The following is a 13,712-nucleotide window of genomic DNA, read 5'->3' as shown; positions in this document are numbered from 1 at the left end:
AGGCTACTTGGAATCGAAAGCCACAGGGCATAAAAAAGCCCAACGCTGAGGCTGGGCTAATTGATTGAAACCTGCTGTTCCGCTTGGGTTTATACGTGGCTGACGAGCACCATACGGATCGCATCGAGTTGTAACTGGCTGGCATCTAGATAAGTGTTTAACTCTTGCATCTGATTGCGCAGGTATTCCAATTCTTCCTCACGGATATTGGGGTTCACAGCCTTAAGTGACTCTAAACGATCAAGCTCTGCACTCAGTTGCTGAGTCATTTTCTCTCTGGCTTGGGCGACCATTTCATCGACAACCACTTGAGCATATTCTTCACCCTTAGCAAATAGCGGATGCAAAATAGGCTGAGATGCCGTGACTAACTTGCCGCCAATGTGACGATTCACCGCGCTTAATTGCTTATCGAAACTGGCGTAATCCACTTTAGCCGATAGATCGTTACCGTTTTTATCCAGCAGTACGCGAATGGGGGTAGGCGGTAAATAACGGTACAGCTGGCTCGACTTAGGTGCTGAAGCATCGGCCATGTAGATGAGTTCTAAGAATAAGGTGCCTGCTGGCAGGGCTTTATTCTTTAGAATTGCGACGCTGGTGGTGCCAGTTTCAGAACCTGTGATCAGATCGAGCCCTGTTTGCACCAGCGGATGTTCTTGGGTGATCAGCGCAATATCATCGCGTGATAACGCTGTGTCACGATCAAAGGTCACTGTTACGCCATCTTCTGGCAAGCCAGGATAAGTTGGGAACATCATGTGCTCACTCGGGCGCAGAATAATCGAGTTTTCACCCTTATCTTCTTGATCAACACCGATAATATCCCACAGACGGATCACTGAGCCGATTAAATGAGTATCACCGTCACTTTGGGCAAGGCGGTTGACGATTGCCTGTGCCTTATCGCCGCCGTGTGAGTTGATTTCCAGCAGCTTGTCGCGGCCTTGCTCCATGGCGTGCTTGAGTTCTTTATAACGGCTCTGGGTGTGATTGAGCAGGTTTGTCAGCTCGTCGCTGTCGTCACCCACAAGCACGTTTAGCAGATCTTCGGCAAATTCACTGTAAAGCACATGGCCACTCGGGCAAGTGAGTTCAAAGGCATTTAGCCCTTGGTGATACCACTGCATCAAACGTTCTTGGGCGGTATCTTCAAGGTATGGCAAGTGAATTTGGATATCATTTTTCTGGCCGATACGGTCTAAACGACCGATTCGCTGTTCCAATAGATCGGGGTTTAGCGGCAGATCGAACAGCACTAAGTGGCTGGCAAACTGGAAGTTACGGCCTTCAGAGCCAATTTCAGAACAGATCAGCGCCTGTGCGCCGCCTTCCTCTTGGGCAAAGTAAGCGCCGGCTTTATCGCGCTCGATAATCGACATGCCTTCGTGGAATACCGTTGCTTGAATCCCTTCGCGGGTACGCAGGGCTTCTTCTAAGCTCAGGGCGGTTTCTGCTTGGCTGGCGATGATCAGCACTTTTTTGCTGCGGTGGGATTTTAAGAACTCAATTAACCAATCCACACGGGGATCGAACTTCCACCAACTGGCGCTGTTATCTTCAAATTCTTGATACAGTTTTTCAGGGCTCAGGGCTTGCGCCGCTTTCGCCTCTAATGACTTGTGTCCGCCCATCATACCGCTGACGCGTGCGGCAGTTTGATATTGATCTGGCATGGCATGGGGATAAGCGTTAAAGAAACGCTTTGGAAAGCCTTTTACCGAGGCGCGGCTGTTTCGGTATAACACGCGGCCAGTACCGTGACGGTCAAGTAATTCTTGCAGTAATTCGCTGCGGGCGGCCTGTTGTACTTCGGCATCAATATCGTCGGCTTGGATTAAACGAATACTTGGGCTGATATCTTTCTCGCCCAGTAATTCGGTCAAGCTGTTGATGGCGGCATCGGGTAATTTAGCGTTACCAGCCAAGGCTTCGGCGGCAATGGCGACGTCTTTATAACTGTCTTCTTCAGCTAAGAAAGCATCGTAATCGTAGAAACGATCCGGATCGAGCAGACGCAAACGGGCGAAGTGACTCTCATGGCCGAGTTGATCGGGTGTTGCGGTTAACAGCAAAACGCCTGGGATGACTTCGCTTAATGCTTCAACCACTTGATAGGCGCGGCTTGGCGCTTCTTCGGTCCATTCTAAGTGGTGCGCTTCGTCAACCACTAACAGATCCCAATCGGCATCTAGGGCTTGATCAAGACGTTTTTTCTTACGCAGTAATTCGAGTGAACAAATCACTAACTGTTCTGTGTAGAAAGGATTGTCGTGATCGGCATAGGCTTCTACACAACGGTCTTCATCGAATACCGAAAAGCGCAGATTAAAGCGGCGCAGCATTTCCACTAACCACTGATGGCGCAGAGTATCGGGCACGATAATCAGAATGCGTTCGGCGCGGCCAGTAAGCAGTTGTTGGTGAATAATCAGACCCGCTTCAATAGTTTTACCTAAACCCACTTCGTCGGCTAACAGTACACGCGGTGCATAGCGACGGCCGACTTCATGGGCAATCCACATTTGATGCGGAATAAGTCCAACACGTGGACCTTGCAGACCAAGCAAATCCGATGAGGCCAGTTTGTGGCGCAACATTTGGCATTGATAACGCACACCAAAACGGTCGAGGCGATCGATTTGGCCAGCAAATAAACGGTCTTGGGGTTTGTTGAAACGAATATTGTGGTTCAGCAGGGTTTCACGCAGTGTAGCTTGCTCGCCTGTCTCACTGTGAATGCCGTGATAGATCACTATCCCGTCTTTCTCGGTCAATTCACTGACCGCAAGGCTCCAGCCTTCATGGCTTTCAACCGAATCGCCGGGATTGTATATAACGCGTGTCAGAGGGGCTTCTGCTCGGGAGAACATGCGGTTCTCACCCGTGGCAGGGAATAATACAGTGACCATACGGCCTTCTACTTGAACCACAGTTCCTAAACCAAGCTCTGACTCGGTATCACTTATCCAACGTTGACCTAAGGCGAACGGCATCTTAAATTCTCATTTCTAGGCGGACTCTAACAAAGGGCGCGTATGTTATACCAATACTCGTGATATTTAAATCGCCCTCTCACCCGTTAGAGCCTAATTCCCAGAGTGCTAGATTACAAATTGTACAAGCGACAAAATTGTCATGCCAGTACATGAAACTGTCACGCTAATGTCACATCCGCGGTTATACACTGCTTCGAGTCTGTAAGGTAAACAATGGTTGCTGTATTGTTATCTTGTAAGTTTGGTGCCAATATCAACTTAAGGTTTAAGTGCGAGTAAAGTGCTATCAACTTGAACCTTATGATCATTCTTTGCCATATGCTTAGCCAGTAATAGGAGCCGTGTAACTTTTATTGAGACTCAAAAGTGTGTTTAAACTTTAATGAAGCACTCTGGAGGCGCCATGGAACAAGACGACAGAAAGTTGTTTGTACTGGATACCAATGTGTTACTACATGAACCTTTGGCGATCTATTCGTTTAAAGAGCACGATGTGGTCATTCCGATGACTGTGCTAGAAGAGTTGGACCAGATTAAAGATCGAAAGAGTGATGTGAGTCGTGATGCTAGGGTTGCTATCAGGGCATTGGAAGATACCCTAGGTGGTGAAACTACCCCTGAGCAGATTATCAATGGCGTCCCTTTACCCAGCCGAGAGGGTCATGCCGATGCCGTCGGTTCGCTCTCAATTTTCCCTGATCACCTTGTCGATTTTACCTTAGGCGCACTGCCTGGAGATGGAAACGACAATCGCATTATCAATACCGCGCTACATCTACAAAACCTACATCATCCCCGTACCGTTGTCTTAGTCACCAAAGATATCAATATGCGCCTTAAAGCCAAAGGTGCGGGTATTCAATTGGTTGAAGATTATCGAACTGACCAGTTGATCGATGATATCCGCTTCCTCAGTAAAGGCTTTTACCAGTTCGAAGGTAATTTTTGGGAGCACTTGAACAAGGTCTCCACCGAGCGCCACGGTAGACATACAGTGCATGAAGTACCGCTCAAAGACCTCGAAAATGATAATTTCTATATCAACCAATATCTTATCGACACAGAGTCTGATTTTTGCGGTCGTGTTATCGAGCGCACAGACACCCATTTACATATTTTAGATTTAGGCCGTGAGCGGGTGAAAAACCTCGAGGCATGGGGTGTTAAACCTAAAAACGTCTATCAAGGCATGGCATTGCAGGCGCTGCTCGATCCCGATATCGATCTGGTTATCTTAACCGGCCCAGCGGGTTGCGGTAAAACCTTGCTCGCCATGGCGGCGGCGTTGGAACTGGTGGTCGAGCGTAATCGCTACGACAAAGTGATCGTCACCCGTAACACCCCTGAAATCGCCGAATCTATCGGCTTCTTGCCCGGCACGGAAGAGGAGAAGATGATGCCGTGGCTGGCCGCGATTACTGATACGCTCGAAGTACTGCATAAGAATGATGTGAATCCCACTGGCAGCATGAACTACATCATGGAGAAGGCTAACATTCAGTTTAAGTCGATAAACTTTATGCGCGGGCGGTCGATCCAAAACTCCATAGTGTTATTAGATGAATGCCAAAACCTCACTGCCTCGCAGATCAAAACTATGATCACCCGTATGGGCGAAGGCACAAAACTGATTTGTTGCGGTAACTTAGCGCAAATCGACTCTAACTACTTAACTGCTGTTACCTCAGGTTTAACCTATATTGTCGAACGTTTTAAAGACTTTGAAGGCAGTGCCAACGTGTATCTGAATGGCGTGGTGCGTTCACGCTTAGCGGAATACGCCGAAGAGCATCTGTAAAGCAGGTCGGTTTAATTTTGGGTAATGACTAAGGCCTCTGATATGGAGGCCTTAATTTTATGGAGTAGTAGATTTTTAATCGACTTATCAGTGGTATGAGTAGGCTTTATCTGACAATTATTTTATGTGATTGGCAGTTCCTTCCTGCTACTATATGGAGCTCATAGTTTTTGCCGCCGTAGGCTGAAATTAAGCGCTGCAATCAAGGGTAGTGGATGAAATCGAGTGAGCCGGATCTCCAACTAAAATCGCCGATCCAGAAGAACTACAACCGTGCCGTTTTTTATACGTACATCGGCGTTATCGTCATGTCTTTGTTGACCGCATGGATGTTTTTCGACCGCCAAAAAGCACAGCAGATGGAGCAGCGTGAAGAGCAGGTTCAACGCCATGTATTGCAAATCGATTTGCTACTTGAGTCGAGCATTAGAGCGGTAAAAAGCTTACGCAACGTTGCAGTGGATCATTTACGTTTGGGCGAACTCGTGCGTAAAGAACGCTTACCCCAATACGGTAAATTCAACGAAAGCGGCCAGTATTTTACCTTAGAACCTAGCTACGCCCAGAGCGGTGAGCCTTTTACCAACATGGGTAGGATTACTGGTGCGGGTTCTCTCGACGGCCGCGACGACAAGTTCTATCAAGAGCTTGAGATGTTGTTTGAGCTGTCATTGTCATTCCCCGTCGCCAAAGAAGCCGCCCCGAAAGCCTCGGCGATCTATTACCTGTCGAAACGTAGGATCATGTCCTACTTCCCTTGGTCGAATGACGATCAACGTTTTAGGGACGAATTACTCAACAAGAAACAGTTTCAATACGCCACCCCAGCAATGAACCCGCAGCGCAGTGTATTTTGGAGTGAAGCCTATGTTGACTCCACCGGCAAAGGCTTATTGACCACTTTAGGCGTGCCCGTTTATTTGGATGATGAGTTCATTGGCTCAATCAACTTAGACATGACGCTTGCCTCGTTAGCGCGGCAAATTCGGGTTTACTTTAAGATGCCGGGCACAGTGATTTTGCTCGACCAACAGAACAATATTTTATCCCACAGCGATTTTGATAGCTCAGATATCAATCGGGTCTATCACATCAGCCAACGTATTCCCTCTGAGCTGCATTCTTTACCTGAGTCGGAATTGTTTGATGCCCACGACGGCATCATCCGTAACGGCTATTACATTCACTCGGTTGCACTGCATAACGCGCCTTGGCGTTTACTGTATTTGCAGGATGAAGACGACCTATTCCAAGACTCGTGGGAAAAACTGCAGCTGACGTTTATTTTAGTGGTTATCGCCCTGTCGGTGTTGGTGACCATAGTGCATTGGCAGACGCGTCGATCTTTTGTGAGTCCAGCCTCGCGACTACTGTCGCACCTTGAGGGCTGCTCCCAAGAGCCGCGTAAGCCACCGGAGAAAATCACCCGCGGCTGGGAACCTTGGTTCTTGCTGGTGAGTCGAATTTTTGAGGAAAACAAACAATATACCCACCATCTGGCTGAGCAGAATAAGCGGCTCGATAAGCTAGTGGCGCGGCGTACTGAACGCTTAAAAGACACCACAGAGCGGCGTGAGCGCGAATATGCGCTACTGCGATCCCTGCTTGACTCGATTCCTGAAGCGATTGTCTTTAAAGATAAAGAAGGCAACTATTTAGGTTGTAACAAGGCGGCTGAACGCATGCTGGGTTACACAGAGAGCGAGATGATAGGTTTATCATCTGAGGATCTGACCTCGCCTGAAATGGGCATACGTATCCGCGCCGAAGACGAACAAGTCTTAAAAGATCGCACGCCGCTGCGCTACCAAGAAAAGGTCGAGCTTGCGGGCAAACCTGTGCTGCTCGATACCCTCAAACTGCCTTTCTACAATCGCCGCGGCGAACTGCAGGGATTGATTGCCGTGTGGCGTGATGTGACGCGGGAATACGAATCCGCCGAACAATTACGCCTGTCCGAAGAGCGTTATCACTTAGCCATGGATGCGGTGGAAGATGGCCTGTGGGACTGGTATTTAGACTCTGAACAGATCATTTGTAACCCAGCCTATTATTCTATGTTGGGTTATAAAACCAATGAATTCCCAGCTTTAGTATCGACAATTGATGAATTATCCCACCCCGACGATCGTATTCGCGTCGAGGAATACCGTGCTCAGTATCTTGCTGATCCCGTCGGTGCTTTCGAAATTGAATTCCGTATGTTAGGTAAAAATGGCGGCTATCACTGGGTGTTATCCCGTGGCCGTGTGGTGGAGTTCACCGCCGAAGGTCAGCCTAAGCGTATGCTCGGTACCCATAAGGATATTACCCGCCATAAGAGTAACGAAGTGGCGCTTTTGGAAGCCAAGCAAGACGCCGAACTCGCTAACCTCTACAAGAGTGAATTCTTGGCCAACATGAGCCATGAGATCCGCACGCCGATGAACGCCATTATCGGTATGTTGCAGTTGGCACAGCGCACCTCGTTAACTGCGCAGCAGAAAGATTACCTCGAAAAAGCCGGTTTCTCGGCGCAATCGCTGCTGAGGATCATCAACGATATTCTCGACTTCTCTAAAATTGAGGCGGGTAAGTTGGAGCTTGAGCGGGTGCCATTCCCGCTGGATAAAGTGCTCGATCACGCTCTGGATCTCAATGCGCTCAAGGCACAAGAACAAGGCGTCGAATTACTCTTATATGCCCCAGTGACGGCGGGACTCATTCTTAAGGGCGATCCGCTACGTTTAGGCCAAGTGCTGATTAATCTGTTATCTAATGCGGTGAAATTTACCCAATCTGGCGAGATTGAGCTCGGCTGTGAAGATGTCGGCGAGCGGGATCATCGGATTACCTTGAAGTTCTGGGTGCGCGATACGGGGATCGGCATAGGTAAAGATCAACAGGATAAGTTGTTTGATGCCTTCGCCCAAGCCGACGGTTCGACCACTCGTAAATACGGTGGCACTGGCTTAGGTTTGTCGATCAGTAAGCATCTGGTGTCTATGATGGGCGGCAAGATGCAAGTGCAGAGTGAGCTTGGGGTCGGTAGTACTTTTAGCTTTACCATCAGTTTTGAAATTGCCGAAGCCGCTAAGATTGAGCCTTTGGTCGTGCCGGAAAAACTCAATAGTTTACGCACCTTAGTCGTTGACGATAACCCGACAGCACTGCAAATTTATTCGACCTTGATGCGAGATTTCCACTTCGACGTTGATACTGCCGCCAGCGGCGCCGAAGCGCTTTACAAACTGTCGCGGGCACCAATCGATCTGTTATTGCTCGACTGGATGATGCCAGAAATGGACGGTAGCGATGTGGTCAGTGCCATAGATACTATGGTCGCCGAAGGCCGCTTAGCGAAACGACCAGTGATTATCATGATGACGGCCTATGCGGCAGAGCCCTTGCAGCATGAAGTCGATAGTGCCAATGTGTTTGCCGTACTGCAAAAACCGTTTAAGGCATCGAGTCTGTTCGATGAGATCATTGCCGCCTTTGCCGATGAACCGAGATTGAATGTGGTTCAGCCTATGGTTGAAGTTCAAGTTGAGGAAGGAGAGCACACAGGTTTAGTGTTGCTGGTAGAAGATAACTTTATCAACCAGCAAGTGGCCACCGAACTCCTTAAGAGCGCTGGCTATGAAGTGGTGCTGGCCGACAATGGTCAAGTGGCGCTGGATACCATCGACTCGCGGCCGTTTGATGCCGTGTTGATGGATATTCAAATGCCAGTGATGGACGGGTTAACTGCCGCAAGGGCATTGCGTGAGCGTTTTAGTGCCGATGAACTGCCTATCATTGCCATGACAGCCCATGCCATGTCGGGCGACAGGGAAAAGAGTTTAGCAGCAGGGATGAATGCCCACATCACTAAACCCATAGTGCTCAACGAATTATTTGAAACATTAAATCACTGGATCAAACACAAGAACCAGCATCAGAATCGTTAATTTATTTGCTCGGGGCCAGTGATGGCCTCGCATTATTTACTTTAAATCAATCGCTTGAGATAAGCAGTCATCAAAGATGCTTATGACATAAATGACTTAATAAGGTAAATAACGCAGCCAGCCGAATCAGGAGGAAAGATGAAACCCCAAAGTGTAGCCTTAGCCTTATTTATAGCGCTGTTAGGATTTCCCACCGTTACGGTCGCGGCAGCCGCGCCTAGCGCCAAGATCATTAAGCAGGGCCAAGAGGCGAAAGGGTTTCTTAATCTCTATTACGAGGAGTCTGAGGGAGAGTTATATCTTGAGGTCAATCGTTTAAATCAACCTTTTATCTTAGTTACTAGCCTGCCACAGGGCGTAGGCTCAAACGACATTGGTCTCGATCGCGGCCAACTGGGTCAGACCCGTATGGTGCAGTTTGAGCGCCAAGGTCCCTATGTTTTACTCAAGCAACTCAATACTCAATATCGTGCAAATACCTCTGATGCCGCCGAGCAAAGAGCGGTTGAAGAAGCCTTTGCCGATTCTGTGTTATGGCAAGGTAAAGTGATTGAGGGCAAGCCAGATTTGGTAGCGATCAACGATCTGGTACTCAATGATTTACACGGAGTGTCTTCCGTATTGCAACAAACAGAGCAGGGCAATTATCAGCTCGATTTGAGCCGTTCTGTCATCTTACCCAAAGGGATTAAATCCTTTGAGAAAAACGCCGATGTAGATGTGCAACTGACGTTCAAAGGCGATGTTGCTGGCGCGCAGGTCGCACAGGTAACACCCGATGGCACCTTAATGTCGGTGCGGATGCGTTATTCCTTTGTTGAGCTTCCCGATGCGGATTACCAGCCGCGGGCTTATCATCCTATGAGCGGTTATTTGTCCGATGAGTATCGCGATTATGCCACGCCCTTTGACCAGCCTTTAGTGCAGCGTTTTATCCTGCGCCACCGTTTACAGAAAGTGCATCCAGGCCCAGCGCCAAGCGAAGTCGTTAAACCTATTACTTATTATCTCGATCCTGGCGTGCCAGAACCTATACGGTCGGCCTTGCTCGATGGCGCGCGTTGGTGGGAGACGGCTTTTACTCGGGCGGGATTTATCAACGGCTTTAAAGTTGAGTTATTACCTGTAGATGCCGATCCGCAGGATATTCGCTACAACATGATCCAATGGGTGCACAGGGCGACGCGGGGTTGGTCCTATGGCGCCGCACTGACAGATCCTCGCACAGGTGAAATCATTAAGGGTCAAGTCACGCTCGGCAGTTTGCGTGTGCGTCAGGATTACTTGATTGCTAAAGGCTTAACCGCAGGCTGGCAGGATAGAGTGGCGGCCGAGAAAGCGGCGACAGCCTTGTCGCTCGCGCGTATTCGCCAACTGGCCGCCCATGAAGTCGGCCATACCTTAGGGTTAGATCATAACTTTGCCGCTTCGACTAATCAGGATTCCTCTGTGATGGATTATCCCCATCCGAAAATCCAGCTAAAGGGCAATGATATTGATATTTCAGCACCTTACACTACAGGTGTTGGCCCTTGGGATGATTTTACTATCGCCTATGGTTATAGCGATCAAGGTGATGCCCGTACCCAACAAGCACTGCAAGTCGACTTGCTGGCCGATGTGGCGAAACGTGGCTTACGCTATATTGGTGAGGCCGATTCTCGCCAAAAGGATGGGAGTCAGGCCTATGCCAGTTTGTGGGATAGTGGTGACGATCCGATCGATCAGCTGGGTAAGTTAAATAAAATTCGCACTAAGGCGATTGCGGATTTCTCCAGTGCGGCCTTGTTACCCAATGAGCCATTGGGCGAGCTAGCCGATGCCTTTGCGCCAATTTATTTACTGACGCGTTATCAAATCGATGCGGTCGCGAAGTTTATTGGTGGCACTGACTATAACTATCAATCTATCGGTGAAGGCAGCCGCTGGAGCTATATTGCGCCGCAGTTGCAGTTAACGGGCTTAGACGCGCTACTTAACACGCTCGATGCGGCGAGTTTAACTGTGCCGCAATCCTTGCTCGACAGTTTAGTGCCAAAGGCGGGGAATTATCATGCTACGCGGGAATCCTTCGACTCAGGTCTAGGTGCAATTAACGATCCTCTCGGTATGGCTGAAGTGTTTAGCCGTCATACTGTTAGCTTGTTATTGATGCCTAAACGCTTGAATCGTATCAGCCAAGCATCCATGGCAGATAGTGAGCAGTTATCGGTGACGACATTACTGGATAAGTTATTTGCGGCGACCTTGTATCAAGAGGATAAGCTCGCGCTGGTCGAAGGCGTATGGATGCGAGTGAACGCTGTGGTGATTGATGAAGTGCTGGCAACGCTGCACGATCCTCAAACCTCACCAGAAGTGAGGGCAGCGATCAACGATCGCGCTCAGTTTGTGATTAAGCAATTGAAAGCGAAGTCGAATCGAGCGAATGTGAGTCTTGCGGCGCACTATACTTGGTTGCAACAGGGTCTTGCTGCAGGTTTGACCGATGCTAAGGTTAAGCTTATTCCTAAGCCGTTAACCTTACCGCCGGGATCACCGATTTAACCCGATGAACATAGGTGCCATTAGGCGCCTATTTCTTTTGGATTTTTCGGATAAAAGTGATCAGCTTTACGCTCTAGATGAGTAAAGCGGCGGGTGTTTTTGTAGGGCAGTTTCATAAAGCCCGATACGCCGTGACCTTGGATTTTTCCGACATGATGCAAGATGCGATCGAGACTTGCGCGAAACGCCGCTTGCTTACGCGGATTGAGCAGCTTCAAGTAACTGTGAATTTTTAAGTGATTCGGCAGCGCCTCAAAAATGATGCAGCCTGTGTGGTGAATTTGGTTGATGCGGGCTAATTCCTCCATGATCTCCACCGGCAATTCGAGGTTCTCATCGGGATCTTTACCGTCTTCAAAATAAGAATGTAACCGCGACTTATCTTCTAAGGTGGGTACGTCACCGACTTCGAAGGGCAACTGCAGTGCGGCACTGGCGACAAAAGGCTCGCTGGTGTCAGCTCGTTCGATATGCAGTGTGTCTTTGGCGTTAAAGAAACAGGCTTTAAATACCCCTATACGTTTAATTCCCCGCGCGAGATCCACCATATTGTTGACTGCAATGATTAACGCACTTTTTTGTTTTGCATCGTAAATCGCAAGATTGGAGTCGATAAACACGCCGGTTTCCTGCCAATGAATAGCCAGACCACCCACGATCGGATATTGCGCTAAACGACCCACTGCGGCGATAAAGCCTTTTTCGGTATCGCCCATGCCAGCGAGGAAGTTACGATAATATTTTTCGAGCTGAATATCATCCATCTTAGCGATGGGATCTTGGGCGTTGTGCTCCTTTAAAAAGGATTTACGCGAACTGTAGCTGACGGTTTCAACATCTTTGTCGCGGGATTGTACCCATACAGGAATTTCCCCCTGTAAATCAGCTTTGGGCAGTTCAGGTAAATGTAGTCTGTGGCTGTGGCGCATACTTTTTAAAAAGTAATCGCCGGCAATGTTGCGCTGCTGCGGATCAGTGCTGAGCATGCCTTCTAAGGTACGGGCTAATTCTATCGGTAAGCCAATGCTGGTGGGCGAGATCACCTGTGCACCGAAGCGGCTTGCTTGCCCAGAGGCGAGGGCATACAGAGTCGCGGCAACTCCTTGCTCGTCAAAGCGCGGGCTGGAGAGTGCTCCATTGAGTTGCTCTTCGCCGATAAAGTACACATCACCCATGCGGGCGTTGGTATGTTGTTGATCGCTAGACATTAACGCCATCACATTGTCTTCGACGGGTTTGTTATGTTCATCCCGCTGCGCAAATACCGCTGAGCCCCAATCGATTAACGATAAGTGTTGTTGTTCAATATCGTAAACCAGATTAGAAGGTTTGATATCGCCGTGCACTAAAGGCTTGCCCGTGCGCAGGTAATACAAGATATCGGCGAGTTGGCGGGCGATGCTCATGACCATAGCGGTAGGTAAGGCGCCCATGCGGCGGCAAAGTTGGTCGAGATCTTCCCCTTTTGCCCGTTCCATCACGAGTATTCCCTGCTTACCTACTCGCTCAAATTTGATCGCCCCCGGCACATTAGGGTGCTTGAGTAAGGAGAGCATAAAGGCTTCTTCTTCGAGCCGATCTTGAATGTGTTGTGGCAGATTAATCCGTGAAAACTTAAACACATGGGCATCGCCAGCTTGATTGATACCCGCAAACACGAAACCGTAGGCGCCTTTGCCGACCAATTCGATATCGGTATAACCTAATTTGCTCAGCTGTTGTTTACAGAGGCGGATCCACGCCTTGTGTTTACGGGCATCATTGGCTTTGAGCAAGTAAATGGATTGCTCTTCAGAAATATAAAAATGCTGCAGCTGCGGTGTTTGCAAATTGTGCTCCTTGTTTTGTTCATTTAACCAGTAAGCGGGGGAGATAATCAAATAGCGGGTGGCTTTATTTTAGTATTTTGAATGGCATTGATGATCAGCGTCAGGCGCGGCTTACCTATACGATCATTTCGTCACTGACTTTGACTTACATCAAATTAAATCCTCGCGACTATAGGTAATCTTTGGAGCATTAGATGGAATCAATTTTTGTTAATTAACCCACAGACAAAGTGCAGCTAAGGAGGGCGTATGCCCACCCAATATAAAGCCTTGTTGATCGAACTTTTGGAATATCCGCGTAAGCGTATTTTACAGTCAATGGAAGTGACCCATTGCCCGCATGCGGTATTTTTTAATGATAGAGACGAGCAATGTTTAACTTGTCATCAGGGCATGGAATGTATCTGGATGAACCAGAATGACGAGCTGGTGGCCGTGAACGAAAAATCGATAGCCGAGTTAAAACAGCAGTTGTTGATCGCCGTGGACTTTATCGACTCATCTTTAAGCCCACATCATTTATCACGCCGTCAATGCCAATGCGATAACTGTGTTTGGCTGCGTAAAGTGCAAGCTACGTTAGATCAGTAAGTGAGTCTTTACATTG

General features: G+C 48.6%; 6 protein-coding genes. 4 read left to right on the top strand and 2 right to left on the bottom strand.

Annotated elements, in window-relative coordinates; genetic code table 11:
- Window positions 1–89 precede the first annotated feature (89 nt).
- The gene (rapA, locus tag KO537_RS14840; protein ID WP_173247585.1) at window positions 90–2,996 is read right to left on the bottom strand and encodes an RNA polymerase-associated protein RapA; all 2,907 of its coding nucleotides are present in this window, start codon (window positions 2,994–2,996) and stop codon (window positions 90–92) included.
- 406 nt (window positions 2,997–3,402) lie between these two features.
- Here rapA and KO537_RS14835 point away from each other — a divergent pair, with 406 nt between their 5' ends.
- The 3 genes from KO537_RS14835 (at window position 3,403) to KO537_RS14825 (ending at window position 11,276) form a co-directional block, all read left to right on the top strand.
- Window positions 3,403–4,797 carry a PhoH family protein gene (locus KO537_RS14835; RefSeq protein WP_105250289.1) on the top strand — a complete coding sequence of 465 codons (1,395 nt, stop codon included), beginning with the start codon at window positions 3,403–3,405 and terminating at the stop codon, window positions 4,795–4,797.
- Window positions 4,798–5,012: 215 nt separating this feature from the next.
- Window positions 5,013–8,729 (top strand): response regulator, encoded by a 3,717-nt coding sequence (locus tag KO537_RS14830; protein WP_113939159.1) that lies wholly within the window; start codon window positions 5,013–5,015, stop codon window positions 8,727–8,729.
- Window positions 8,730–8,867: 138 nt separating this feature from the next.
- Entirely contained in the window at window positions 8,868–11,276 is a 2,409-nt protein-coding gene (locus tag KO537_RS14825) for a zinc-dependent metalloprotease (RefSeq protein WP_219234753.1), read from the top strand.
- Between the two features lie 20 nt (window positions 11,277–11,296).
- Here KO537_RS14825 and KO537_RS14820 read toward each other — a convergent pair whose 3' ends face one another.
- Entirely contained in the window at window positions 11,297–13,105 is a 1,809-nt protein-coding gene (locus KO537_RS14820; protein ID WP_173247579.1) for a protein kinase, read from the bottom strand.
- A 249-nt stretch (window positions 13,106–13,354) separates the two neighbouring features.
- On the opposite strand from KO537_RS14820, the gene KO537_RS14815 reads away from it, so the two are divergent.
- Window positions 13,355–13,696, top strand: a complete 342-nt coding sequence (locus tag KO537_RS14815) for a hypothetical protein (RefSeq protein WP_105250285.1) — start codon at window positions 13,355–13,357, stop codon at window positions 13,694–13,696.
- The last annotated feature ends 16 nt before the right edge of the window (window positions 13,697–13,712 follow it).

Origin of the sequence: Shewanella sp. NKUCC01_JLK (assembly GCF_019345615.1) — a bacterium.
GTDB lineage: Bacteria > Pseudomonadota > Gammaproteobacteria > Enterobacterales > Shewanellaceae > Shewanella > Shewanella oncorhynchi.
The sequence above is the reverse complement of the archived record's forward strand: the minus strand, read 5'-3'. Positions and strand labels throughout refer to the sequence as shown.